The sequence below is a fragment of the Pedococcus badiiscoriae genome, from assembly GCF_013408925.1.
Taxonomy (GTDB): Bacteria; Actinomycetota; Actinomycetes; order Actinomycetales; family Dermatophilaceae; genus Pedococcus; species Pedococcus badiiscoriae.
This window is the reverse complement of the sequence record NZ_JACCAB010000001.1, coordinates 2,843,308-2,867,414: the sequence shown is the minus strand read 5'-3', so window position 1 is coordinate 2,867,414 and position 24,107 is coordinate 2,843,308. Positions and strand designations below refer to the sequence as shown.

Below are 24,107 nucleotides of genomic sequence, written 5' to 3'. Positions count from 1 at the left end.
CGACCGCCCGCTCCGGTCAGCGGGCGGCATACGAGCGCTGGGCGCCAGTCACAGTCCGGGCAGGTAGCGCTCGAGCTCGAACCGGGTGATCTCGCCGCGGTAGTCGTCCCACTCGGCACGCTTGTTGCGCAGGAAGAAGTCGAAGACGTGCTCGCCCAGGGTGTCGGCGACCAGCTCGCTCTTCTCCATCACGCGGATCGCCTCGTAGAGCGACGTCGGCAGCGGCTCGATCCCCATCGCCTGGCGTTCGGCGGAGGTCAGGCCCCAGACGTCGTCCTCGGTCTCGGCGGGCAGCTCGTAGTCCTCCTCGATCCCCTTGAGCCCGGCGGACAGCATGAGCGCGAACGCGAGGTAGGGGTTGCACGCGGCGTCGAGGGTGCGCACCTCGACGCGGCTGCTCTGTCCCTTGGTGGGCTTGTACATCGGGACCCGCACCATCGCGGACCGGTTGTTGTGGCCCCAGGTCAGGTGGGCCGGGGCCTCGCCGCCACCCCAGAGCCGCTTGTAGGAGTTGACCCACTGGTTGGTCACGGCGGTGATCTCGGCGCCGTGGCGCAGCAGTCCCGCGATGAACTGCCGACCGACCTTGCTCAGCTGGTACGGCGCCCCGGCCTCGTAGAAGGCGTTGCTGTCGCCGTCGAACAGCGACATGTGGGTGTGCATGCCGGACCCGGGGTGCTCGGCGAACGGCTTGGGCATGAAGGAGGCGAAGATCCCCTGCTCGAGCGCGACCTCCTTGATGACCGTGCGGAAGGTCATGATGTTGTCCGCCGTGGACAGCGCGTCCGCGTAGCGCAGGTCGATCTCGTTCTGCCCCGGCCCGCCCTCGTGGTGGCTGAACTCGACGGAGATCCCCATCGACTCGAGCATGGTGATCGCGGCCCGCCGGAAGTCGTGACCGGTGCCGTGCGGCACGTGGTCGAAGTACCCCGCCTGGTCGATGGGCTCCGGGTTCTCGCCCGGCTTGAACCCGGCCTTGAGCAGGTAGAACTCGATCTCGGGGTGGGTGTAGAAGGTGAAGCCGAGGTCGGCCGCCCGTGCAAGTGCACGCTGCAGGACGTGGCGGGGGTCGGCGTGGCTCGGCGAGCCGTCGGGCAGGGTGATGTCGCAGAACATCCGTGCCGTGCCGGGGTTGTCACCACGCCACGGGAGCACCTGGAACGTCGCCGGGTCGGGCTTGGCGAGCATGTCCGCCTCGTACACCCTCGCGAAGCCCTCGATGGCCGAGCCGTCGAAGCCGATGCCTTCGGCGAACGCCCCCTCCAGCTCGGCAGGGGCGACGGCGACGGACTTGAGGGTCCCGAGCACATCGGTGAACCACAGCCGCACGAAGCGGATGTCGCGTTCCTCGATGGTGCGGAGGACGAACTCCTGCTGACGATCCATGTGTCGAATCCTGCCCTAGTTGTGTTTCCCCGGCGTTACGTGCCACGCGGGTGGCTTGGTGTCGGTGACCCGCCGGTATGCCGCGTGGCACGTTGTCGTGTCCGTCGAGTGACGCTGGTGTGCCGTATCGGTGCCGTATCAGCAGCCTTTGTCCACAGCGGCGCGGTTGCGCCAATCGTGGTGTCCTGCAACCTGTTTCACGCTCTGCGATGCAGGTAGCGCTGTCGGTGGTCGCACGTAGTGTGGGGTCATGGAGATCGCAGCGGACACGGGGCAGGAACGGCACGCTGCCCGTCCTGTCCTCGGGGCGGTCACCTCCGCGATCGATGCCCTGGCGACGTCGAGCCGCGAGCGGTTGTGGGCCCTGGCCGATGGTGAGCTAGGCCAGACGCTGACGCTGCTCGGCCGGCTGCGCGCCTCCGTCGACGCCCACCTCGTCTCGGTGCTGGCGGAGGCCAAGCTACGCGGCCTCGGATCGGGCGACGGGTGGGGACCGGTCGACTGGGCGCGCGCGATGGCTCCGCAGCTGCCGACCCGCACGCTGACCGACCTCGACGCCGTCGCTGGAGCCGCCGACGAACCCCGCCTGACCGAGGTGACCTCGGCCGTCGCAGCAGGGGCTGCCGACGATTCAACACAGGCGCTGCCAGTCGGCAAGGCAGCGCAGATCGTCCGGTTCCACCGTTCGGTGCGCGGTTTGGCCGATCCCGACCAGCTCGCCGAGCTGACCGCGATCCTGCTGCACTCTGCCCGCGGCCCCGACGGGCTGCCCGAGCGCGACCTGGCCACCGCACTGCGCCGAGCGGCCGACGGGCTGCGACCCGACCGGCACGTCGAGCACGACGCCGACCTGCGCCGGGCGCACCGGTCGTTGGTCAAGGGACCGGGACCGCTCGGCCTTTCCCGCTACACGCTGCTGCTCGACGACGAGGGCGCCTCGATTGTCGACGCCGCCGTCGACGCGGTCGCCAAGCCCTCGCCCGACCCGGAGACCGGTGCGAGGGACGAGCGCACTCCGGCCGCCCGCAGGGCCGACGCCCTGATCGACCTCGTGACCCGAGCCGTCAGTGCGCCCGAGGGTGTGCCTCGCCAGGCCAAGACCAGCGTGCTCGTGACCGTCGACGTCGACACCCTCACCCGCCGCACCCGTGGGGCCGGGCTCACCCTCACCGGCGAGCTCCTCACCACCGAGACAATCCGCCGGATGGCCTGCGACGCCGAGGTCATCCCGATGATCCTCGGATCCCGCGGAGAGGTCCTCGACCACGGCACCGCCGTCCGCCTCTTCACCACTGCTCAGATCCGCCACCTGTGGCTGCGCGACCGTGGCTGCACCTTTCCCGGCTGCACCAGACCGCCACGGTGGGCGGACGCCCACCACCTCATCCACTGGGCGGACGGCGGCCCGACCGACCTCAGCAACGCCGCCCTGCTCTGCCGAGCCCATCACACGGTCGTCCACCGAGGCGGGTACGCCGCGGTGGTGCTCGACGGCCCGCGAGGTCCCACGGTCCAGTGGGAGCTGGCCCCGGGTTCCTACGACCACCGCCTCGAAGCCCTCAGACGGGCCGGCACCATCCCCCGCTGGCCCGACGAACACCATGACCCCGACCATGACCCCCCATGACCCCCCATGACCCGAGCCAGCACCCGCGCCGACTCCCCTGAACCCGGGCCGCAGAGCCCCGCCCTCAGTACTCTTGGCGCGTGCCCACGGTGCAGATCTCTGAGTCGACCATGCGCGTCGTCCCGTTGCCGCAGGTCTGCGTCAAGACCGGCACGCCGACGGCCGACGTGCTCACCATCACGGGCAGCGCGGCACCACTCTGGACCGGGGTCCTGATCGTGTTCGGGTTCCTGCCCTGGCTCGTCGCGAGCCTGGCCTCATCCAAGCGCTATGCCATCGAGGTGCCGATGCACGCTGCCGTGTGGCGTCGCCACCGCAGTCTCCGCCGCGCCGCACTCATCCTCGTCGTCGCAGGGATCACCCTCGTCCTCGTGGCCTCAATCCAGGGCCGCGACAACGCCTGGCTCCTGCTTCTCCCCACCTTCATCGGGGTGGCCTTGTACGTGGGCAACGAGTCGATGAACACCGTCGGAGTCCACCTCTCGGGAGATGGTGGCCTCCTGCTCACCCGCGTCCACCCGGAGTTCCGACGGGCCCTGCTCGACGCCGACCACGGCACCCAACCCCGGGGGCGACTCAGGCCCTGAGCACCGACATGGCCGCGTTGTGCCCCGGGATCCCGCTGACTCCGCCGCCGCGCCGAGCGCCGGCGCCGGCGATGCGGACGGTCGGGTACGCGGTCTCCACGCCCCAGCTGCCGACCTCCGCGTCGCTCTCGGCCCAGGGCCACTGGAGGGAGCGGTGGAAGATGTTCCCGCCCGGCAGGCCGAGGTCTGCCTCGAGCTCGACCGGGGTGCGGGCCTCCATGCAGAACGCCCCGTCGGGGTCACGCAGCAGGACGTCCTGGATGGGTTCGGCCAGCACCGAGTTGAGCGAGTCCAGGGTGCGGGCCAACGCGAGGTCCTTGACCGCATCGTGTTCCTGCTGCGTCCCCCGGAACAGGCGGGCCGGCAGGTGCAGTCCGAAGAGGGTGAGCGTCTGCGCGTCGCCGGCGGCGAGCTCGGGTCCGAGGATCGAGCGGTCCGACAGGCTGTGGCAGTAGATCTCGCACGGCGGGACCTGGGGCACCCGGCCGGCCTCTGCGGCGGCATACGCCTCCTGGAGCTGGCCGTACCCCTCGTTCACGTGGAAGGTGCCGGCAAAGGCGGCGGCCGGGTCGACGTCCTGGTCGCGCAGCCGCGGAAGGCGCGACAGGAGCATGTTCACCTTGAGCTGGGCACCCTCGGGCGCCTCCTCGGTCGGCAGGGGTTCTGCACCCGCCGCGGTGAGGAGCGTGTTGAGCACCGCCGGCGCGCAGGCCGCGTGGATGGTGGTCGCCTGGGCAGAGCCACCTTCCCATCGGACGACACCGTCGGGGTCGACCGCGAGCACCGTTGTCCCGGTCCGGAGCTGCGCCCCGGCCTTGACAGCAGCGCGAGCCAGTCCGTCCGTCACCGCTCCCATGCCCCCGACCGGCACGTCCCAGTCCCCCGTGCCTCCCCCGATGAGGTGGTAGAGGAAGCAGACGTTCTGGCGCAGGTCAGCTCCGTCGAGGTCGGCGAACGTGCCGATGAGCGCGTCGGTGGCCACGATCCCGCGGACGGTGTCGTCGCCGAACCGCTTTGCGAGGACCTCGCCCAGCGGCCGCCGGACCAGGGCGTCCCAGAGCTCGTCGTCCCCCACCATCGCGGCGAGGTCGGCCTCGCTGCGAAGGGGTTCGAGGACGGTCGGGAAGACCTGTTGGGCCAGGTGGTGCACGCGCCCGTAGAAGTCCTGCCACGCGGCATACTCCGCGCCGCCGCCGGTGAGGGCGGTGAAGCCCGCGGCGGTCGCTGCCTCGTCGCCGTTGTCGACCAACAGGCCGCGCTGGGGGTCGCCCGGGACCGGGGTGAACGAAGAGAACCGCCGCCGGATCAGCCGCACGTCGAGGTCGAGGTCGGCGATCACCTGCCGGGGCATGAGGGAGACGAGGTAGGAGTAGCGCGACAGGCGCGCGTCGACGCCCGGGAACGCCTGCGCCGAGACCGCGGCCCCGCCCACGTGGTCGGCGGCTTCCAGCACGAGCACCCGGCGTCCCGCGCGGGCAAGGTATGCCGCGGCCGTGAGCCCGTTGTGGCCGGCACCGATGACGACGTCGTCGTAGATCACGAGCGGCACTCTATGGCCTGGGCACCGCGGGTCGCCGTCAGCCGACCACAGCCAACGGCCCGCCGGAGCATCCGGCGGGCCGTCGACCTGGTTCGATACGTGCGAGCGAGAGCTACTGCCCGTCCGCGCTCGGGATGTACGCACCCGGGACCTGAGACGGGGCGTAGATCTTCGAGTCGCCCGGGTACGGGCGGGACCAGTCGTGCGCCTGGTACCAGGTGAACCGGTTCATCAGCTCAGGGCTGGCGGTGTCGGGGGAAGGGTTGCTGCTGTTGAAGGCCTGCTTCTTCCGCCAGGTCTCCCACTGCGCCGCGACCGCCTTCTGCGACGGCGGCACGGACGCGGTGGTCGCACCGTTGGGCTGCGCCGCACCGGTGCCCCCGGCCGGGGTGTCCTGACCACACGTCGGAGCAGGAGTGACCTGCTCCGTGAGCGGGATCTGGTTCGGCACCGCGGTGAAGGGGGTGAGGTCCGGCTTGGACTGGAAGGCGTCGTACATCGGCGTGGCCGCTGCGAGCTTCTGGTTCAGCGGCTGCGCTCCCAGGATCTGCTGGATGGTGCGCACCATGTTGATCTGCGAGTAGTAGCGGTTCACGACCTTGCCGTGCTGCGCCCACGGGCTGATGACCTGGACCGGCGCCCGGTGGCCGTCCACGTGGTCGGCACCGTCCTGGCTGTCGTCCTCGACCACGAAGATCGCCGAGTCCTTCCAGTACTTGCTGTGCGAGATCTGGTCGACGACACGGCCCACGGCGAGGTCACCGTCGGCGACCTGCGCCCTCGCGTCGGGTGCGCCGCCGGTGTGGTCACTCGAGAGCCAGAGCATGTTGAAGTTCGCCGGACCGCGCTTCTGGAAGTCCTGCTTCCAGAGCTGGTACCGGTAGGTGTCGGGGATGTTGACGTCGAACTTCGGGTAGTCGTGGACCGTGATCTGGTTCAGCGACGGGATCGGCGACTGGGTGTCCGACTTGAGTGACGGGTCGGTCAGCTGGCTGGGGTCACCGCCGGCCTCCCCCGCCTTGGTGGCGCAGTAGTACTTCTGCCACGTCGCACCGGCCGGCTTGGTCAGGAACTGGGTGAACTCGCCGTAGTTGAGCGCGGTCTTGCCCGCGGAGATCGCCGAGGTCCACAGGAATCCGGACCGCTGGTGTCCGAGGACGTCGTCCTCGGTGTCGTAGCTGCGGACGTACTCGCCGGCGCTGGACTCGGTGTACTCCGGGTTGTCGCCCTGCATCAGCCAGTTGTGACCCTCGGCGGAGTTGGTGCCGATGTCGTACGTGTTGTCGTAGAGCCCGAACTGCTTCTCCAGCGCGTGCTGGTTGGGCGTGACCTTCTGGCCGAACTGCACCAGCGAGGGGTCACCGTTGCCGCGCGCGTCGTCGCCGTACACCTGGTCGTAGGTGCGGTTCTCCTTGACGATCATGAACACGTGCTTGATCGTCGACGGGTCGCCGAGGCGCTTGGGCACGGGGACCGCGGCGACGGAGTCGCGCTCGCCGTGCTTGACGTCGTTCTTGCCCCAGCGGTTCTGGGCGAAGACCGTCGAGGTGTACTTCTCGATCTGCCGGTCGCTGGGCAGCGTGAAGCTGGTCAGCGAGGCCGTGGTGCTGTGGGTGTCGTGGCCGCTGACGACCGGGACGCCGTAGCCCTTGTCCGTCGTGATGGCCGGACCCCGCGCATCGATGCCGCGCCTGTTGGTGACGACCACCCGGTCGCCGACGGTCGCCACGTTCGACGGGTAGTAGTCGGTGGGAAGCAGACCCACGAAGCTGACGGGCTCCTGCGGCCGGTTGGCGTAGCGGTAGACCGCGACCGCGTTCGCGCGGCCGAGCGTGACCAGGAGGTGACCGTCCTTGGACAGCGCGATGCCGGTCGGCTCGTAGCCGACCTTGGACGCCGGCCACGGCTGGGTGGCGATGGTCTGGACGACCGCGTCCTTGCCGGTGTCGATGACCGAGACGGTGTCGCTGTTGGTGTTGGCGACGAACAGGGCGTTGCCGGAGGAGTACATCGCGGTCGGGTGCAGACCCACCTCGATGGACTTGACGGGAGCAGTCGGCGCAGCAGTGTCGATGACGCTGACCGTGCCGGTCGTCGTGGTGTCCAGGTAGGGATCCGTGGGCACGTTCGTGCCGTAGGAGTTGAGCGCGGTCTCGTTGGGCTTGGCAGCCCGGCCACCCTCGTTGCTGACGTACAGCCTGCCGCCCTTGAACACGAGCTGGCGGGGTGCGTTGCCGACCTTCCAGGTCGACTTGACGACTCCGGTGGCCGGGTCGAGGGCGACCACCGTGTTCTGGCCGTTCAGCGCGGCATACAGGGTGGATCCGTCCGGCGAGTATGCCGACTGGCCCGGAAGCGCGGACGCTCCGTTCACCTGCGGAAGCGGGAAGCGTGTCGCGGTTCCCAGGGTCCCGTCGGCGTTGACCGGGAAGCGGGTGAGCGCGTCACGCTGCGAGAGCCAGAGGAACTTGCCGTCGGGTGAGTAGGTCGGGCGCTCCTGACCGACGCTGCCGTCGGCCAGGAACTGGTCCGCGCCGGCGGCCTTGCCGACCCGGTAGACCAGCTTGTTGGCGGCGAGGTCGAAGACCTGGAGCACCACGCTCTTGTCCGCGCTGCTCGCGGCGAGGAACCTGCCGTCAGGGCTGACCGTCGATCCCATGAACTTGCCGTACTCGGTCATGAGCCGGGTACCGATCGGCTTGATCACCTGGTTGTCGGAGACCTGGAGCCCGTCGGCGTACTGCGTGCCGACCGTGCGGTTTCCGAAGGCGTCGGTGGTCGCGTAGGCGATCCCGCCGCCGGCGATGGTGAGGACCACGGTGCCGACGAGGACCGATCGGAACCGGGTGCGGCTACGACCGACCTGCTCGGGACTGGTCGGCGAAATGCGTCGCCGCTGTTGCGTGACCTGCATGTTCATCCTTTCGAGGGGGTGCGCGACAGGTCGACGAGACCATCGACCTGCCACAAGGGGTTGGGTGCGTCCCCGGTCGGGGTGTGCACCTGGAAGTAGCCGTTCACCTCACGGGGCCCGTCGCCATCGGCGACGTAGCGTCCTTCGGCGGCGACATCGAGCTGGTAGATGGCCGTTCCCACGGCGGTGGCGCCCGGGATGTGCCAGGACACGACACATCGCCAGTCGTTGCCCGGGCCTGCGTCGTTGCCGTGCGATCCGGCCCGGTAGCACGAGGCGCTGGTGCGCAGCTGCTCCTCGGTGACGTCCGGGCGGTGGAGCTCACGGGCCTGCAGCCGGTACAGGTGCGCGAACGAGGTGGCAACGGACTGCTCCACCTTCGGTCGCTGGATGCCGGAGCCGGTCGCCGGCGTCGCCGCCCCGACGACCGCGATGCTGGCCCCTGTCAGGACGGCGAGCGGCACGGCTCCGACGAGAAGCAGGCGCAGCCCGGCACCGTCGTAGGTCAGGCCGGCGAAGTCACGGCGGACGAAGAGGAGGTACGCCAGCGTGGTCGCGACCACGACCCAGGCGAGGCTGACCGACAGGCCGACGAGCAGTGGCCCCGGCTGGGCCGGGCTCGTGAACAGGCCGCGCCACGCCAGGAACGTCTGGCTCGGGAGGGCAAGACGCACGGTGGCGGGCATGGGCAGCAGCTGGGCCGACTGCAGGCCGAACGCGAGCAAGGCCGGCACGAGCAGGCCCATCGGCGAGCGGCCCAGCGCGACGGAACCGAGCAGGCCCACGGCGGCATACGCGAGGGAGGCGGCGACCACGCACGCCCAGGACAGCAGCACCGACCGCGCGGCCTGCCCCGGGTCGATGACCGTGCCGTCCAGCCCGACGAGCGCATGGTTGCCGACCGCGGCAACTCCGCCCAGGATGCTCGACGCGGCCAGACCGGCCTCCATGACGAGGATCACCGCGGTGCTGGCGAGCGCCTTCGCGACGAAGATGCGCCGCGGCGACCGGACCGCCATGACGAGGTGACGCCACGTCCCCAAGCGGTCCTCGGCGGCGAACACGTCGCCGGCGACGAGCGCGGTGATGAGTGGGAGCACCCAGCTGCAGGAGAAGCCGAGCACCACCAGCGACCCGGCCCAGCCGGTGGCGGACATCCAGCGCCCGAACACGGTGTCGCTCGGCAGCGAGCTCTGCTGGCTGGCGATCGCGATGAAGATCGCAGGCCCGAGCCAGCAGGCCAGCAGGACGATGCGGACCCGCCACTGGCTCACCAGCTTGACCCACTCGAAGCGGACGCTCGAGAGGAGGTCGGCAGGACCCGCGGCCCCAGCCGTGGCGGGACCGACAGCAGCCGGAGCCTCTGCGAGGGCGGAGCTCATCGGACACCCGCCTGCGACGTCGTGGGGTCGTCCGCTCCGGTGAGCGACAGGAACGCCGCCTCCAGGGGCGAGACGACGGGTCTCAGCTCCCGCAGCGCCAGTCCCGCTCCGACGATCCGGGTGACGAGCTCGTCCACGGCACCGACGGGCCCGCGAGCGACGAAGGCCTCGTCGTCAGGCTCGAGAAGGTGCTCGCCCGTCACGACCTCGATGCCGGGGGTCTGCAGAGCGACGTGTCGGGCGGCCGCGCCGTCCGAGGTGAGCACGCGGTAGTCGAGCCGCCCACTCTCCGCCGCGAGCTTCCCGACCGGCCCGGTGAAGACGACCCGGCCGCCGGCTAGGAGCGTGACCTCGGAGCACAGCGCGGCAAGGTCGTCCATGTGGTGGCTGGAGATCACCACCGCGGCGCCCTGCGCGGCCAGCTCGCTCAGCACCCTGAAGACCTGACGCTTGCCCGCCGGGTCGAGGCCGTTGGACGGCTCGTCGAGCACGAGCAGCTGGGGGGTGCTGAGCAGTGCAGCCGCCAGACCGAGCCGCTGGCGCATGCCGAGGGAGTAGCCGCGCAGGCGCTCGTCGGCAACGTCGACCAGACCGACCTGGTCGAGGACGCGGTCGACCTCGGCGCGACGGTCGGCCGCCTGCCGACGACCGGCCTTGCGCCCACGGAGCCCGGTGAGGGCCATGAGGTTCTGACGCGCGGTCAGGGAGGGATACAGGCCCGGCCCGTCCACGAACCCCGCCACCCCGTCTGGTATGCCGAGCACCCGGTCGACGGGGGCGCCCACGATCTCGAGGGTCCCCTTGTCCGCGACCGACAGGCCGAGCAGCAGCCCGAGCAGCGTGGTCTTGCCTGCGCCGTTCGGCCCCACCAGGCCGTGCACCTGACCGCGCGGGATGTCGAGGTCGACCCCGTCGAGCGCGACCACGTCACCGAAGTACTTGGTGACGCCACGCAACCGAACCGCGGGCGAGCTGTGCATCTGGTCCTCTCGAATCGTCCGAACGACGCAGAGGCTAGGTAGTCGGAAAGGTCAACGAGGGGCGGGAACCTGAACCGCAGGCAAACAACGGGTTCCCGTTCCGTACATGAAGCAGGCACACGAAGCAGGCACACGAAGCGGGGCCCCGGGAGAGACTCCCCGGGACCCCGCTCCACACGCACGCGCTTCAGCTCAGGTCAGGTGCCGGTGACTCACTTGTGGCTGACCTGGACCTGCAGCAGGGTGCCGCCGTTCTCGGACTTGTTGACCTTCATGACCGTGCCCGACCCCGCGACCTGCACCGACGACAGCTTGTTGTCGGCCGACCAGTAGCGCAGCGGGTCGCGGTCGTCGAAGACCGGGATGCCGGGCCGCGACGGGACGTCCGTCGCGATGCCGTTCTTGTGGAAGGGCACCGCGTCGGTGGCCTCGAGCCCGAAGGTGGCATCCCACGGCTGGCGCCGGTTGCCGAGCCTGGTGCCGTCGTAGAACTTCACCGGGGCGGGCCGAGCATCGACTGGCAGCACCTGACCGCCACCGGGGTGGTCGATGGTGTTGTTGTCGGAGTACTCGTTGTCGATGTACCAGACGAGCATGCCGTTCTGGTACGGGAAGCGCTCCACCCAGTCGGGCTTGGAGTTCGCGTAGCCGAAGTTGTACGGACCCGTGCGCAACGTCGCGTCGTAGCCGGTGTACGTCCGGTTCTCGGCGAGGTAGTAGTGGCTGGCCTGGACCGAGGTGGAGCCGGTCATCCGGGTGAACCCGGACGCGGTCCAGCCGTTGGTGCCGCTCTCGACGTCGTCGGTGAACACCGGCGCACCATCAGCGGTGATGGCCAGGTCGTCGAGGAACGGGCCGTCGTAGTGCAGACCACCATCGGTGGCATACCGGAAACGCACCTGACCAGCCTTGCCCGCGAGGGAGGCGAGGTCCCACGTCTTCTGGGTCCAGCCGATGCCCTGCCCCGTGACAGGAGCACCGACCTGGGTCCAGTTCGTCCCGTTCGTGGAGGTCTCGAGGAACAGGTAGTCGTAGCCCTCCTCGATGTCGGCCTTGAGCCACGCGCTCAGCGACGCCGCGCTCTTGCCGGTGAGGTCCACGGCGCGCGTCAGCGTCGTGTTGAGGTTGTCCCCCGAGCCGCCCCACCACTCGTAGCTGCCCGAGTGCGGGGTGTTGTAGTCGGTGGTGACCGTCTTGTCCGGCAGCGTCGCGATGAGCGCCTGGTAGGCCGAGGTCTTCGCAGGCTGGTCCGCCGGGCCGAGCTTGACGGTCATGTCCTTGCCGTAGGGCACGACCTTGTAGTCGAGCCAGCCGAGCTGGAGCTTCTCCCACGGGCCCATGTACCCCGGCGTGCTGCCGATCGAGTCGGTGCCGTGGTTGAGCCACGAGCCACCCGACATGAGCGTCCAGAAGCCGGTGCCGTTGTCGCCACCGTTGGTGTCATAGAGATCCGGCAGGCCGAGGTCATGGCCGAACTCGTGGGTGAAGACCCCGAGTCCACCGTTCTCGGGCTCGGTCGTGTAGTCGCCGATCCACAGTCCGGAGCTGCCCAGCGGCACACCGCCGAGCTTGTTGAAGCTGGGACCGGTTCTGCCCTGGTCGGTCGAGTAGGCGTACCAGCGGTGCGACCAGATGGCGTTGGTGCCCTGCGCGCCGCCCCCGGCCTCTTCCCCCTCGCCGGCGTGGATCGCCTGGAAGTGGTCGATGTAGCCGTCGGGCTCGTTGAAGTTGCCGTCGCCGTCGTAGTCGTACCGGTCGACCTTGTCGAACTGCGCCAGGTAGGAAGCCACGTCGGCGTCGGTCTTGCCCGCGGCCTTCTGGGCGTCGTACCAGGCGGTGGCGGTGTCCTTGATGTAGTTCCAGTACCCGTCGGCGTTGTTCCTCGCGCCGTAGCGGGCCTCGTTGTAGGGCACCTGCACCCAGTCGGAGACGTCGCCCTTGGCGAGGAACCGGCCGTTGGACTGCTTGGTGTAGAAGTCCTTGAATGACTCACCCGGCCCGAACATCAGGTCCTGGTAGTGGGCCCGGTTGAAGTCGGACGTCCAGTACGTCGAGTTGTCGTCCGTGGCATTGCCGTCCCAGACCCGGTCCGGTTTCGGGATCTGGTTGTGGACCGGCCCGGGGGTCGCGTCGAACCTCGGATCGGTCTTGGCGCCGAAGTCGGTGAGGATCGTGAAGATGTCCTCCTCGCGCTCGACGGGGTAGGACACGAAACGGTCCTTCGCCGCCTTGCTGCCCGCAGGCGCCTTCGCGTTGCCCTTGAGCTTGATGACGCGCTGACCGCCGCGCACCTCGGTGGTGGCTCGGCCCTTGACCAGCTGGTCGACGGCCTCCTTGCGCAACGCCCGTTGGGCGTCGCCCAGGGGGTTGGGCAGGTCGTGCGCCTGGTTGGCGCCCGTGGGTTCGGTGCCGTTCGACACAGGGGTGGCCTGTGCGGGAACGGCCAGGCTTGCGGCGACGATGGCCGCGGTAGCCACCCCCGACACAGCACTGATCGGACGAATATTCACATTTCCTCCATGTGGAATTTTCGTGTCCCCCTTCGGACACGTATGCGTCCCCCTTCGGACACATACGAGCGACCAAAACACGTGCGGCGAGCTGGACCAATGGCAGCCGAGTAAGAACTCGGTAAAGAAACCCGGTAAAGAACTTTGAGTCGACGCGGCCCGGGCGCACACCAAATGCAGGCAACCGGCGCAGTTGGCGAGAAATCCTGCCGCGTCCCCACGCCCACGGCCAGCCTCCTAGGATGCCGGACATGAGCGACCAGCCCACCTCAGCTTCCACCTCAGCTTCCAGGACCGCCCCCGAGGTCAGCGCCCCCTACGGCACCGGCGCGCAGGCCGCGCCCCAGCGCCGGGTCCGCGTGCCGCACCTGCAGGCGATGAAGGAGAAGGGCGAGAAGTGGGCCATGCTCACGGCCTACGACATGTATGCCGCCGAGATCTTCGACGAGGCAGGCATCCCGGTGCTCCTCGTCGGCGACTCCGCCGGCAACAACGTCTACGGGTTCGAGACGACCGTCCCCGTCACGGTGGACCACCTCGTCCCGCTGGTGCGCGCCGTCACCTCGGCCGCCAAGCACGCCATGGTGGTGGCAGACCTTCCCTTCGGCTCGTACCAGGCCAGCCCGCAGCAGGCCCTCGCCACGGCCACCCGGTTCATGAAGGAGGGCATGGCGCACGCCGTCAAGCTCGAGGGTGGCAAGCCGATGGTGCCCGAGGTCGAGCTCCTCGTCCGGGCCGGCATCCCGGTGATGGGACACATCGGGTTCACGCCGCAGAGCGAGCACGTGCTCGGCGGCTACCGGGTGCAGGGCCGTGGCGACAGCGCCGACCGGCTCGTGGAGGACGCGGTCGCCCTGGAGAAGGCCGGCTGCTTCGCCGTGGTGATGGAGATGGTGCCCGCTCCCCTGGCCGCCCGGGTCACCGAGGTCCTGCGGATCCCGACCATTGGCATCGGCGCGGGCCCGGACTGCGACGCGCAGGTGCTCGTGTGGCAGGACATGGCCGGCCTGCGCGGTGGCAAGGCCCCTCGCTTCGTGAAGAAGTACGCCGATCTGCGCGCAGCCCTCAGCGCCGCTGCGTCCGCCTACGCCGCCGATGTCGCGTCGGGCACCTTCCCGTCGCCCGAGAACTCATTCCTCGAGTAGCCGGCCGCCCTAGGGTGAGGGCATGACCCTGAGGATCGGATACAAGGCCTCCGCCGAGCAGTTCGCCCCCCGGGACCTGCTGGAGTTCGGCGTGCTGGCCGAGCAGGTCGGCCTGGACACCGTGCTGATCTCCGACCACTTCCAGCCGTGGCGTCACCACGGGGGTCACGCCCCCTTCTCGCTCGCGTGGCTGGCGGCGCTGGGCGAGCGGACCGAGCGGGTGCAGCTCGGGACGTCCGTCATGACCCCGACCTTCCGCTACAACCCCGCCGTCGTGGCGCAGGCCTTCGGCACTCTCGGGTCCCTGTACCCGGGCCGGGTGGTGCTGGGGGTCGGCACCGGGGAGGCCCTCAACGAGGTCGTCGTCGGCTCCGTCGGTGGCGACGAGTGGCCCGAGTTCAAGGAGCGGTTCGGCCGGCTGCGGGAGGCCGTCAGCCTGATGCGCAGGCTGTGGACCGAGGATCGGGTGACCTTCGAGGGCGACTACTACCGCGTCGTCGATGCGACCGTCTACGACCGGCCCGACCAGCCGGTGCCGGTCTACGTCGCCGCCGGCGGCCCCCTCGTGGCGCGGTATGCCGGGCGGGCCGGTGACGGGTTCATCTGCACCTCCGGCAAGGGCGAGGAGCTCTACCGCGACAAGCTCCTGCCGGCCGTGGACGAGGGGCTCGACAAGTCGGGCCGCACCCGCGAGGACATCGACAGGATGATCGAGATCAAGCTGTCCTGGGATCCTGACCGTGAGCAGGCCGTGACCAACTGCCGGTTCTGGGCGCCGCTGTCCCTGACCGCCGAGCAGAAGCACGGCACCAGCGACCCGCTGGAGATGGAGCGGCTCGGTGACGCCCTCCCGGACGAGCAGGTCGCCTCGCGGTGGATCGTGTCGGACGACCCGGAGGAGGTCGTCGCCGCGGTGAGACCGTACGTCGACTGGGGTTTCAACCACCTCGTCTTCCACGGTCCCGGTGACGACCAGGCCCGGTTCCTGAGCACGTTCGCCGACCGCGTCCTGCCGGGGCTGCGCGAGCTCGGCTGACGGGTTCCCCTGCGCCCGAACCGAATCTAGGCTGGAGGGGTGACCGAGATGGAGCCCCGCACCCGGTGGTCCGAGGTGTCCGGCGGTCCGGGCGCGGCCACCGCCTACCAGCAGCGGTTCGACGACCTGGCCGCCAAGGGCATGGACATCCACGGCGAAGCCGCCTTCGTCGCCTCGCTGCTGACTCCCCCCGCCCGCGTGCTGGATGCCGGCTGCGGCACCGGTCGGGTCGCGACCCAGCTGACCGCCCTGGGCTACCACTGCGTCGGCGTCGACGCGGACGCGGCGATGATCGAGGTGGCCGAGCAGCGCGACCCGGCCACGACCTGGGTGCGTCAGGACCTGAGCCGACTACAGCTGCGCTCGCAGGCGTTCGAGCTCGCCGTGCTGGCGGGCAACGTGATCCCGCTGCTGGCACCCGGGACCCTGCTCGACGCCATGGCGCGGGTGTCCGCACACCTGCAACCCGGCGGCCTCGTGGTCGCCGGCTTCGGGCTCGACCCCTCGCACCTGCCCCAAGGGTGCCCGGTGACACCCCTGGAGGACTACGACCGGGCCTGCGAGGTCGCCGGTCTGACCCTGACGCGACGGTTCAGCACCTGGGGCCGCGACACGTGGCGACCGGAGTCGGGCTACGCGGTCTCGGTCCACCGTTCCGGCGGCTGAGCTGCCCGAACGGCGGCTGAGCCGCCCAAGCGCCTCAGCTCAGTCCTCGGACCGGCCTTCCTCCCACGCCTTGTCCTCGGCGTCCCACTTCTCCGTGCGCTCATGCGCGGTCTGGAGCGCGTTCGCAGCCTCCGCCTGGGTGTCGTAGGGACCCATGAGGTCCTCGCCCTGGCTCTTGTTGTCGTCGCTCTCGACCTGACCGCTGCTGACGTTGTACCAGTAAGCCATGGGGTGCCCTCCAACTCGACGGATCTGCATACGTCCCTAGACTCCACCGTATGCCGTTGACCTACGCAAGCGTGGCCCCCGGCGTGGTGTCGCCGCGTCGCCCGGTGCCCGCGTCGATCGAGCGGCCGGAGTACGTCGACCGCCCGGCTCCGGCCCGCGACAACGCCTCGGAGGTCAAAGACGCCGAGACGATCGAGAAGATGCGGGTCGCCGGGCGCATCGCCGCGCAGGCCATGGCCGCGGCCGCGGCGGTCATCGCGCCGGGCGTCACCACGGACGAGATCGACCGGGTCGGCCACGAGTTCCTCATGGACCACGGCGCCTACCCCTCGACGCTGGGCTACAAGGGCTTCCCCAAGTCCCTGTGCACCTCGGTGAACGAGGTGATCTGCCACGGCATCCCCGACGACCGCCCCCTCGAGGACGGTGACATCGTCAACATCGACATCACGGCCTACATCGGGGGTGTCCACGGCGACACCGACGCGACGTACCTGTGCGGTGACGTCGACGAGGAGTCACGCCTGCTCGTGGAGCGCACCCACGAGGCCATGATGCGGGGCATCAAGGCAGCTATCCCGGGTCGCGAGATCAACGTGATCGGCCGGGTGATCCAGAGCTACGCGCGCCGGTTCGGCTACGGCGTCGTCCGCGACTTCACCGGTCACGGCATCGGGCGGACGTTCCACAGCGGGCTGGTCATCCCGCACTACGACGCGGCTCCCTCGTACAACACCCTCATCGAGCCCGGCATGACGTTCACGATCGAGCCGATGCTCAACCTGGGGACGCACGAGTGGGAGATGTGGGACGACGGGTGGACCGTCGTCAGCGCAGACCGGCGCCGGTCTGCGCAGTTCGAGCACACCATCCTCATCACCGAGACCGGCAACGAGATCCTGACCCTGGCCTGAGGTCGGAACCCTCAGGGCCGGGGCAACCGCAAGGAGGCGGACGATGGCCAAGGAAGGCACGCATACCAAGCACGGGCTCCCGTTGGGGATCGACGTGGGAGGCAGCGGCATCAAGGGCGCGCCCGTCGACCTGTCCAAGGGGGCCTTCGCGGCCAAGCGGATGCGGATCGACACCCCGGTGCCGTCCACGCCCGAGGCGGTGGCCAAGGTCATCGACCAGATCGTCGACCACTTCGACGACGTCCGCGGAGACTCCCCCATCGGCGTGACCATCCCCGGCGTCGTGACTCACGGCATGGTGCGTTCGGCCGCCAACATCGACAAGGCGTGGCTCGACTTCGACGCCGAGCCGATGCTGGAGAAGATCCTCGGCCACGACATCGTGCTCGTCAACGACGCGGACGCGGCAGGCGTCGCGGAGATGCACTACGGCGCGGCCAAGGGCCAGAAGGGCCTCGTGGTGATGACCACCCTGGGCACCGGGATCGGGTCCGCGCTCATCTACGACGGCGTGCTGATCCCCAACGCCGAGCTGGGGCACCTCGAGATCGACGGCCACGACGCCGAGACGCGCGCGGCCTCCTCGATCAAGGAGAAGGAGGGGCTCAGCTATCCGGAGTGGGCGAAGCGGCTGCAGCGCTACTACAGCCACCTCGAGGCGCTCCTGTGGCCGGACCTCATCGTGGTCGGGGGCGGCGTCTCGAAGGATGCCGCCCAGTTCCTCCCCCTGCTCACGCTGAAGACCCCGATCGTGGCCGCCCAGCTGGAGAACAAGGCCGGCATCATCGGCGCGGCCCACCTCGCGGCGCACAAGTAGCGCCGGACCGCCTGCCGTCAGCGCATGGAGACGAGGTCCTGCAGCAGGATCGCCTGGCGGCGTCGGAACAGGTCGGCACCCAGCCGGGTGCCGATGACCAGCGCCAGCACCCCCAAGGCCGGGCCGACCGCCAGCGCCGTCCACGCCGCCCACCGCATGCCGAGGTAGGCCAGGACGCCCAGCCCGAGTGCGGGGGTGGACAGCGCGAAGACGGCTGCCCCGCACACCGCTTGGACGCCCAGGGTGACCCCGGCCGCCCCCGGACGGCTCGTGAAGGGGTTCTCCCCCGGTGCGGGGACGGCGTACTGCTTCACCGCGCTGGTCACGCACGCCACCGCGAAGCCGTTGAGCGCCACCGCACAGCCCACGCCGAGGGTGGCTGGCAGCAGCCACCAGGGTGCACCGAGCGCCGGTCCCAGCACGGCATACGTGGGGACGCAGACGACGGCCATCAACCCCGAGGGGAACAGCCGCCCCAGCCGGTCGCTGACCCCGTCGACGCCCGAGGCGACGTGCATCCAGAACGCCGTCGAGTCGTACCCGACGTCGTTGTGCTGTCCCCACCCGATCAGGTATGCCGAGGCGAGCGGCATGGCGACCAGCGCCAGGTCGGACCCCGATCCGATGCCCGGGATGAGCAGACCCGCAGGCAGCAGGACCGTCATCACCGCCGGCATGTTGAAGCGGGGGTCGCGCACCCAGTAGGTGCCGGCTCGCGCGGCGATGGCACCCATCGGCGTGCCGGGCAGCCGGCCGAACAGCCCGAGGCCACTGCGCACCGTGCCGCCGTCTCCGGAGGTCGACCGCGGGTTGCGCAGGACCGACACGAGCAGCCGTTCCCAGACCACCAGCAGGACGACGCACAGGACGGCCGCGAGGAGCAGCCGCGCCAGTCCTGCACCCCAGTGACCCAGGGAGACGTCACCAGCGGCCGCCCACGCCCAGCCGAGAGGCGTCCACGCCAGCACCTCGGCGACCCGGTCCACGGTGGCCCGGTCGAGACCGCCGCCGCTGAGCCCACCGACGATCGGGCCGACACAGACGAGCAGGGCCAGCCCACCCACGCCTGCGACGTCCCGGCCACGACGCGTGCCGAGCACCGCCGACGCCGCCGCGGTGACGATCCGGCTGAGCAGGACACAGGTCAGCAGCCCGAGGACCCCTCCGACGAGGGCCAGCAGGGTGGTCGCCACTGAGCGCGACCCCGCCACGACGGTGCCCAGCACCAGGAGGATCGTGGCGACGCCGGGCAGGCCGACCAGGGCGCTCAGCACCAGCCCGAGGGCCAGCGTGCGTTCCCTCACGGCGAAGGTGGCGAACCGGGTGGGGTCGAGCGTCGGGTCGACACCGAACAGCAGGATCGGCAGGAGTGCCCATCCCGCGACGAGCCCCGCCCCCGCCAGGACGACGCCCGTCCGGGCCAGCCCGAGATCGCCCTGGGCGCGGAGCGCGATCATCCCCGCCAGCACGAGGACGACGAAGCCGCCCCCGTAGAGCACACCGAACACCATCCCCACGATGGCCGCGACGCTGCGGCGCAGGCCGTTGCGCAGCAGGTGCAGCTTCAGTCGGAGGAGGTGCGCAACCATGCCAGGCCCTCCACGTCCGTCGTTCCCCCGACGAGGTCGAGGAAACGGTCCTCGAGGCTCATGCCCGCGCGGACGTCGTCGAGGGTCCCGGCGGACCGGACCGTCCCCGCCGCGATGATCGCCACGTCGGTGCAGATCCGCTCGACGAGGTCCATGACGTGGCTCGAGAGCACCACGGTGCCACCGTTGGCCGCGAAGTCCTCGAGGATGCGACGGATGGTGCGGGCCGACACCGGGTCCACGGCCTCGAACGGCTCGTCCAGCACGAGCAGCCGTGGCGCGTGGACCAGCGCGCACGCGAGGGTGATCTTCTTGGTCATGCCCGCGGAGTAGTCGATGACGAGCTTGCTGGCGGCGTCGGTCAGGCCCAGCGCGGCGAGCAGCTCGCCCGTGCGCTCGACGACGAGGTCCCGGTCCATCCCCCGCAGCAGGCCGGCATACGTCACCAGCTGCTGGCCGGTGAGACGGTCGAACAGCCGCAGCCCGTCCGGGAGGATGCCGATCTGCGACTTGGCACCGACGGGGTCGCTCCACACGTCGGTGCCGAGCACCTGCGCGCTGCCGGCATCGGGCCGCAGCAGCCCGGTGGCCATCGACAGGGTCGTGGTCTTGCCCGCACCGTTGGGACCGACGAGCCCGTAGAAGGAGCCGCGCGGCACGTCGAGGCCGAGGCGGTCGACCGCGGTCGTCGGACCGAAGCGCTTGGTCAGGCCACGCAGGCGCAGCGCGATCTGGGGTGTGGCGTCGGGATCCGGCATGGAGCCGACGCTAGCGTCAGCTGCCTCGCGATGAGCCAGGCCTTCTTGGGCACGCTCGTGTCGACGGTGTAGCGGCGCGGCTTGTCGGGGTCCTGTTCGGCGTAGCCCATCTTCGCCAGGCGCATGAGCACCACAGGACACTGCGCGCAGCGCGGCCTGTCCTTGCAGCACTTCTTCTTCGCCTTGGCGAGCTTGGTCCCCTTGGCGGCCTTCGGGTTCTTGGGCACGCCAGGAGAGTAGGTGAGCCTTACCTAACTGTCCAATTTCGGTCCAGTGTCCGGACGGGCGGCCTCGAACGTCTCGGGCACGCCGCCGGAGAGGTCGTGGATCCGGGTGTCCTTCGACCCGAGGGAGGTCGCCTGGTTCAGGTAGAGAGTGCGGCCGGCGTCGCTCAGCAGGGCGTCGTGGACCGGGATGGCGTGGGGCGCGGCCAGGCGCCGGAGGAACCCCGTCATCTCCCGGCTGCGCTGCCACGGCGCGTTGAGGGGGAAGGCGAGGACGTCGATCCCCTCCGGCTCGGCGTCCAGCGCGTCGCCCGGGTGGAAGAAGGTGGGTTCTGCGTCCGCGCTGATCCGCATGCCGGTGTTGTGGATGCGCGGTAGGTCGTCGTGGATCAGGGCGTGCAGCTCGCCCACTCCCGTCACGGTCGCCGTCCCGACCCTGACGGCGTCGCCCGGCCCCAGGGCATGGGCCTCGAACCCCTTGTCCCGCAACAGGGTCGCGGTGTCGGGATCGGTGTAGACCGCGGCGGCGGGGTTGGCCCGAAGGAGCTCGGGAAAGCGCTCCTGGTCGAGGTGGTCAGGGTGCTGGTGGGTCACCAGCACGGCGTCGAGGCCGCGCTGGGCGTGGGCACCCGGCGACCAGCCCCCAGGATCGATCAGGATGCGCGCGTCGGCGATCTCGACGAGCAGGCTGGCGTGGCCGAGGTGGGTGATTCGCATGCCTCCCACCGTAGGAGGCAGACGTCAGGCCCGCACCGGGACGGCGCGCACCTGCGCGAGGAGGTCTTCGGAGGGCCTAGCTGATCGTGCCGCGCAACCAGACGGCCTCGGCGTGGGCGATCTGCCCGGCGGCCTGGGCCACGAGCGCCAGGTTGCGCTGTCGCTCCGGATCGGCCTCCCGGAGGGCTTCGGCCAGCGCCTGCCTCGCGGTCTCGATGTCGGCGAGGAAGTTGCGCACCGTGACGGGACTGTCCATGACAGGCGAGGCTACTGACTCCCCTCGGGTCGCGCCCCCGGAAGACCGCTCCGGACGGGTGGGTGGATGAGTCGGTCGATACGCCGGGTTCTGTCACCGCTGGTCGTTACCGGCCAGCGGGAGACGGTCATCCATCTAGGACAGCCGTTGCCGACTGCCTCCAGCGCTCTACCCGTGCGCTCGGGCGGGCAGCCCTCGAACGCGCACTGTCTGAGCTTGCTCCAGGTGGGGTTTACCTAGCCGATGTGGTCACCCACACCGCTGGTGGTCTCTTACACCACCGTTTCACCCTTACCGCGGTGCCTGCCCGGCCGAGGCCGAGTGGTCCACCGTGGCGGTCTGTTCTCTGTGGCACTGTCCCGCGGGTCACCCCGGGTGGCCGTTAGCCACCACCTTGCCCTGTGGAGCCCGGACGTTCCTCGGCGGTGATTGCTCACCGACGCGACCGCCTGACCGACTCATCCGTCGCCAAGGATAGGGCAGGTATGCCGCGGCTAGGACACGATCTCGAAGCGGACGGTGCCGGTGGCGACGGTGGCCTCGGTGAGCCGGACCTTCACCGACGTCCCGAGCTCGCTCTGGCCCTCGGCGTTGGCGAGCACGGCCGGGTCCTGGACCTGCACGACGGCCCCACCCTTGTCGCGCTTGTCGACCACCATCGCGTCGAACACCTGGCCGACCCTGTCCTCCAGGGCGGCAGCCTCGACGGCGTCGGCGCAGGCCCGCTCGACCCCGTTGGCGACCTTGTCGGAAGCGGTCATGATCTCGGGCAGCGACGGGAGCGCCTCCCGGGCCCAGGCGGGCACCTCGTCGCCAGTGCTCAGCGCCTCGCAGACGGCCAGCCCGAACCGGTCCACCAGCCGGCGCAGCGGAGCGGTGACGTGGGCGTAGGGAGCAGCCACCGCAGCATGCTCCGACTGCTGCGGCAGGCCGCCGTCGAACGGCGTGTAGCCGGCGCCGCGGAACAGCGTGGTCGCCTCGTGGATGAGGGCCAGGTGCTTGGGGTTGGTGCGGTCGAGCGTGCGCAGGAACTCGCCGTAGGTCAACCCCTGCGGCCAGTCGATGCCCAGGGCACGGCTCGCATGGCGGAACCGGTCCTCGGCCTGCTGGTCGGGTGCCGGCATGGTGCGCAGGATGCCGACCTTGGCCTTGAGCATCATCTCGGCGGCCACCATGCCGGTCATCAGCGAGATCTGGGCGTTCCAGTCCTCGACCTCCAGCGGCGGGCGAAAGTCGAGCCGGTAATGCCCGTCGGCGTCCTCCTTGACCTCCTGCTCGGGCATCGGCAGGCTCGCTCCCCCGCGGCGGCGCTCGAGCTCGAGGCGCTTGCGCCCGACCTCCTTGAGCAGCAGCAGCCGGTCGTCCGCCGAACCGTCGTCGATGGCCTGCTGCACGCCCTCGTAGTCCAGCCGGTCCGTGCTCTTCACCAGGGCCCGGTAGACCTCGGACGCGGTGCACTCGCCGTTGCCGTCGAGCCGCAGGTCCCACACGAACGCCGGTCGCGTCTGCCCGGCCAGCAGGCTGGCTGCCCCTTCGCTCACCACGGTGGGGTGCAAGGGAGTTCGCTTGTCGGGGGCGTACACCGTCTGACCCCGCTTGCGCGTCTCGGCATCGAGCGCCCCACCCGGGCTGACGAACGCGGGCACGTCGGCGATGGCATACCGCACGTGGTAGCCGTCGCCGTCCCGCTCGAGGTGCATGGCCTGGTCGAGGTCCATCGAACCCGGCGGGTCGATGGTGAGGAAGGCGACCCCGGTCTCGTCCCGGTCCGGCAGCGCAGGTGAGGCGGCGGCCGCCGCGGCCTCGGCTTCCACCTCGGCCGGGAAAGCCTCCGGCACCCCGAGCTCGCGGCGGATCGCCTCGAACCGGGCGGCCAGCTCCGCGGACTGCGCGATGGCCTTGTCGGCTCGGGGTTCCTGGACGTGGATGCGGCGCGTGGGCATGGGGTCAACCTATCCAGACGAACCCCGCCGACGACCTTCACGCGACCGCCTCCACGCGACCACCTTCACGCGACCACCTTCACGCGACCACCTTCACGCGAGCAGGCACCTGGCCACCTAGGCTGGGCCCGTGCTGATCCTGCTGCCGCCGTCCGAGTCGAAGACGGGACGGACCCGCGGGCGGCCGGTCGTCGCGGAGCACCTCTCGTTCCCGGAGCTCGCCGCGACCAGGCAGGCAGTCGCGGAGGCCGTGGCGAAGGTCAGCGCCCACCCGGACGCCGCGGTCACGCTCGGGGTGAGCCCCAACCTCACGGCCGAGATCGCGCGCAACCTGGTCCTGCACACCGCGCCCGCCATGGCGGCCTCGCGGGTCTACTCCGGCGTGCTCTACGACGCACTCGACTTCGCCACCCTCGACAGCGCAGCGAAACGGCGGGCCAACCGCTGGCTCGTCGTCGTCTCGGCGCTCTACGGCGCGGTGCGGCCGACCGACGCGATCGCCCCCTACCGCCTCTCCATGGCCGTGAACCTGCCCGGCCTGGGCCCCCTCGCCAGCGCATGGAAGCCGGAGCTGGGACCCGTGCTCGCCCAGGCAGCGGGGCGTGGGCTCGTGGTCGACTGCCGCTCCAGCACGTATGCCGCAGCCTGGACTCCGCAGGGCGACCTGGCGCAGCGCTGGGTGCAGGTCCGCGTGCCGGGAGCCACCCACCTGGCCAAGCACACCCGCGGGCTCGTGGCTCGCGAGCTGTGCCGGGTCGGCAGGGACGTCCGGCGGGTGCCCCAGCTCGCCGACGTGCTCCGGGACGCGTTCTCCGTGACGGTGCACGAGCCGACCCGGCCCGGTCGACCGTGGATCATCGACACCACCGTGCGCTCGTGACCACCCCC

At 70.3% G+C, this 24,107-nt stretch carries 21 protein-coding genes and 1 other RNA gene; 8 read left to right on the top strand and 14 right to left on the bottom strand.

The annotated features are described in order from the left end of the window. Positions 1 to 48: 48 nt before the first annotated feature. Positions 49 to 1,386, bottom strand: coding sequence for a type I glutamate--ammonia ligase (gene glnA, locus BJ986_RS13540; protein WP_179422489.1), 1,338 nt, complete (start codon positions 1,384 to 1,386; stop codon positions 49 to 51). A gap of 250 nt (positions 1,387 to 1,636) precedes the next feature. Here glnA and BJ986_RS13535 point away from each other — a divergent pair, with 250 nt between their 5' ends. Both BJ986_RS13535 and BJ986_RS13530 read left to right on the top strand, forming a co-directional pair. Beyond that, entirely contained in the window at positions 1,637 to 3,013 is a 1,377-nt protein-coding gene (locus tag BJ986_RS13535) for an HNH endonuclease signature motif containing protein (protein WP_179422487.1), read from the top strand. Between the two features lie 80 nt (positions 3,014 to 3,093). Beyond that, complete coding sequence (locus tag BJ986_RS13530; protein WP_179422485.1) at positions 3,094 to 3,600, top strand: hypothetical protein; 507 nt, start codon at positions 3,094 to 3,096, stop codon at positions 3,598 to 3,600. Here the strand turns inward: BJ986_RS13530 and BJ986_RS13525 are convergent. The 5 genes from BJ986_RS13525 to BJ986_RS13505 form a co-directional block, all read right to left on the bottom strand. After that, positions 3,590 to 5,140, bottom strand: a complete 1,551-nt coding sequence (locus BJ986_RS13525) for an FAD-dependent oxidoreductase (protein ID WP_179422483.1) — start codon at positions 5,138 to 5,140, stop codon at positions 3,590 to 3,592. The genes BJ986_RS13530 and BJ986_RS13525 overlap by 11 nt on opposite strands. 112 nt (positions 5,141 to 5,252) lie before the next feature. Beyond that, entirely contained in the window at positions 5,253 to 8,054 is a 2,802-nt protein-coding gene (locus BJ986_RS13520) for a bifunctional YncE family protein/alkaline phosphatase family protein (protein WP_179422481.1), read from the bottom strand. 2 nt (positions 8,055 to 8,056) lie between these two features. Next, complete coding sequence (locus tag BJ986_RS13515; RefSeq protein WP_179422479.1) at positions 8,057 to 9,436, bottom strand: ABC transporter permease; 1,380 nt, start codon at positions 9,434 to 9,436, stop codon at positions 8,057 to 8,059. After that, a complete protein-coding gene (locus BJ986_RS13510; RefSeq protein ID WP_179422477.1) occupies positions 9,433 to 10,416 on the bottom strand; it encodes an ABC transporter ATP-binding protein in 984 nt (327 codons plus the stop codon). The genes BJ986_RS13515 and BJ986_RS13510 overlap by 4 nt, the downstream gene beginning before the upstream one ends. Positions 10,417 to 10,628: 212 nt before the next feature. Further along, entirely contained in the window at positions 10,629 to 12,893 is a 2,265-nt protein-coding gene (locus BJ986_RS13505; RefSeq protein ID WP_337795292.1) for an immune inhibitor A domain-containing protein, read from the bottom strand. A 284-nt stretch (positions 12,894 to 13,177) separates the two neighbouring features. On the opposite strand from BJ986_RS13505, the gene panB reads away from it, so the two are divergent. From panB to BJ986_RS13490, 3 genes are read left to right on the top strand one after another with little or no spacing between them, the layout of a single operon-like run. Further along, positions 13,178 to 14,071 carry a 3-methyl-2-oxobutanoate hydroxymethyltransferase gene (panB, locus tag BJ986_RS13500; RefSeq protein ID WP_179422473.1) on the top strand — a complete coding sequence of 298 codons (894 nt, stop codon included), beginning with the start codon at positions 13,178 to 13,180 and terminating at the stop codon, positions 14,069 to 14,071. 22 nt (positions 14,072 to 14,093) lie between these two features. Further along, entirely contained in the window at positions 14,094 to 15,107 is a 1,014-nt protein-coding gene (gene fgd, locus BJ986_RS13495) for a glucose-6-phosphate dehydrogenase (coenzyme-F420) (protein WP_179422471.1), read from the top strand. A 48-nt stretch (positions 15,108 to 15,155) separates the two neighbouring features. Further along, a complete protein-coding gene (locus tag BJ986_RS13490; protein WP_179423882.1) occupies positions 15,156 to 15,773 on the top strand; it encodes a class I SAM-dependent DNA methyltransferase in 618 nt (205 codons plus the stop codon). 39 nt (positions 15,774 to 15,812) lie between these two features. On the opposite strand, the gene BJ986_RS13485 is transcribed toward BJ986_RS13490, so the two are convergent. Continuing rightward, positions 15,813 to 16,001: a methionine aminopeptidase gene (locus BJ986_RS13485; protein WP_179422469.1), complete on the bottom strand. Its 189-nt coding sequence runs from the start codon at positions 15,999 to 16,001 to the stop codon at positions 15,813 to 15,815. Between the two features lie 50 nt (positions 16,002 to 16,051). Here BJ986_RS13485 and map point away from each other — a divergent pair, with 50 nt between their 5' ends. Together map and ppgK are read left to right on the top strand one after the other, a co-directional pair. Continuing rightward, positions 16,052 to 16,915, top strand: coding sequence for a type I methionyl aminopeptidase (gene map, locus BJ986_RS13480; protein WP_179422467.1), 864 nt, complete (start codon positions 16,052 to 16,054; stop codon positions 16,913 to 16,915). A gap of 43 nt (positions 16,916 to 16,958) precedes the next feature. Then, positions 16,959 to 17,732, top strand: coding sequence for a polyphosphate--glucose phosphotransferase (gene ppgK / locus BJ986_RS13475; protein ID WP_179422465.1), 774 nt, complete (start codon positions 16,959 to 16,961; stop codon positions 17,730 to 17,732). A gap of 17 nt (positions 17,733 to 17,749) precedes the next feature. On the opposite strand, the gene BJ986_RS13470 is transcribed toward ppgK, so the two are convergent. The 7 genes from BJ986_RS13470 to BJ986_RS13440 all read right to left on the bottom strand — a co-directional run bounded on the left by BJ986_RS13470 (position 17,750) and on the right by BJ986_RS13440 (position 23,219). After that, positions 17,750 to 19,321, bottom strand: a complete 1,572-nt coding sequence (locus BJ986_RS13470) for a hypothetical protein (protein WP_179422463.1) — start codon at positions 19,319 to 19,321, stop codon at positions 17,750 to 17,752. After that, on the bottom strand, positions 19,297 to 20,079 hold the full coding sequence (locus BJ986_RS13465; RefSeq protein WP_179422461.1) for an ABC transporter ATP-binding protein: 783 nt from the start codon (positions 20,077 to 20,079) through the stop codon (positions 19,297 to 19,299). Before BJ986_RS13465 ends, BJ986_RS13470 begins: the two co-directional genes overlap by 25 nt. Then, entirely contained in the window at positions 20,028 to 20,306 is a 279-nt protein-coding gene (locus tag BJ986_RS13460; protein WP_179420117.1) for a hypothetical protein, read from the bottom strand. Before BJ986_RS13460 ends, BJ986_RS13465 begins: the two co-directional genes overlap by 52 nt. A gap of 24 nt (positions 20,307 to 20,330) precedes the next feature. After that, complete coding sequence (locus BJ986_RS13455; RefSeq protein WP_179422459.1) at positions 20,331 to 21,020, bottom strand: MBL fold metallo-hydrolase; 690 nt, start codon at positions 21,018 to 21,020, stop codon at positions 20,331 to 20,333. A gap of 76 nt (positions 21,021 to 21,096) precedes the next feature. Beyond that, positions 21,097 to 21,276: a hypothetical protein gene (locus tag BJ986_RS13450; RefSeq protein WP_179422457.1), complete on the bottom strand. Its 180-nt coding sequence runs from the start codon at positions 21,274 to 21,276 to the stop codon at positions 21,097 to 21,099. Positions 21,277 to 21,339: 63 nt separating this feature from the next. After that, positions 21,340 to 21,737: RNase P RNA component class A (gene rnpB / locus BJ986_RS13445), an RNA gene on the bottom strand. A 33-nt stretch (positions 21,738 to 21,770) separates the two neighbouring features. After that, the gene (locus BJ986_RS13440) at positions 21,771 to 23,219 is read right to left on the bottom strand and encodes an RNB domain-containing ribonuclease (RefSeq protein WP_179422455.1); all 1,449 of its coding nucleotides are present in this window, start codon (positions 23,217 to 23,219) and stop codon (positions 21,771 to 21,773) included. A 130-nt stretch (positions 23,220 to 23,349) separates the two neighbouring features. On the opposite strand from BJ986_RS13440, the gene BJ986_RS13435 reads away from it, so the two are divergent. Continuing rightward, positions 23,350 to 24,099, top strand: coding sequence for a peroxide stress protein YaaA (locus BJ986_RS13435; protein ID WP_179422453.1), 750 nt, complete (start codon positions 23,350 to 23,352; stop codon positions 24,097 to 24,099). Positions 24,100 to 24,107 lie beyond the last annotated feature (8 nt).

Bases quoted from the DNA above. Each gene is read 5' to 3' on its own strand.
- glnA (WP_179422489.1), bottom strand. From the start codon at position 1,386: ATGGATCGTCAGCAGGAGTTCGTCCTCCGCACCATCGAGGAACGCGAC.
- BJ986_RS13450 (WP_179422457.1), bottom strand. From the start codon at position 21,276: ATGGACAGTCCCGTCACGGTGCGCAACTTCCTCGCCGACATCGAGACC.
- BJ986_RS13535 (WP_179422487.1), top strand. From the start codon at position 1,637: ATGGAGATCGCAGCGGACACGGGGCAGGAACGGCACGCTGCCCGTCCT.
- fgd (WP_179422471.1), top strand. From the start codon at position 14,094: ATGACCCTGAGGATCGGATACAAGGCCTCCGCCGAGCAGTTCGCCCCC.
- BJ986_RS13515 (WP_179422479.1), bottom strand. From the start codon at position 9,436: ATGAGCTCCGCCCTCGCAGAGGCTCCGGCTGCTGTCGGTCCCGCCACG.
- BJ986_RS13490 (WP_179423882.1), top strand. From the start codon at position 15,156: ATGGAGCCCCGCACCCGGTGGTCCGAGGTGTCCGGCGGTCCGGGCGCG.
- BJ986_RS13470 (WP_179422463.1), bottom strand. From the start codon at position 19,321: ATGGTTGCGCACCTCCTCCGACTGAAGCTGCACCTGCTGCGCAACGGC.
- BJ986_RS13455 (WP_179422459.1), bottom strand. From the start codon at position 21,020: ATGCGAATCACCCACCTCGGCCACGCCAGCCTGCTCGTCGAGATCGCC.
- panB (WP_179422473.1), top strand. From the start codon at position 13,178: ATGAGCGACCAGCCCACCTCAGCTTCCACCTCAGCTTCCAGGACCGCC.
- ppgK (WP_179422465.1), top strand. From the start codon at position 16,959: ATGGCCAAGGAAGGCACGCATACCAAGCACGGGCTCCCGTTGGGGATC.
- BJ986_RS13520 (WP_179422481.1), bottom strand. From the start codon at position 8,054: ATGCAGGTCACGCAACAGCGGCGACGCATTTCGCCGACCAGTCCCGAG.
- BJ986_RS13440 (WP_179422455.1), bottom strand. From the start codon at position 23,219: ATGCCCACGCGCCGCATCCACGTCCAGGAACCCCGAGCCGACAAGGCC.
- map (WP_179422467.1), top strand. From the start codon at position 16,052: ATGCCGTTGACCTACGCAAGCGTGGCCCCCGGCGTGGTGTCGCCGCGT.
- BJ986_RS13510 (WP_179422477.1), bottom strand. From the start codon at position 10,416: ATGCACAGCTCGCCCGCGGTTCGGTTGCGTGGCGTCACCAAGTACTTC.
- BJ986_RS13465 (WP_179422461.1), bottom strand. From the start codon at position 20,079: ATGCCGGATCCCGACGCCACACCCCAGATCGCGCTGCGCCTGCGTGGC.
- BJ986_RS13485 (WP_179422469.1), bottom strand. From the start codon at position 16,001: ATGGCTTACTGGTACAACGTCAGCAGCGGTCAGGTCGAGAGCGACGAC.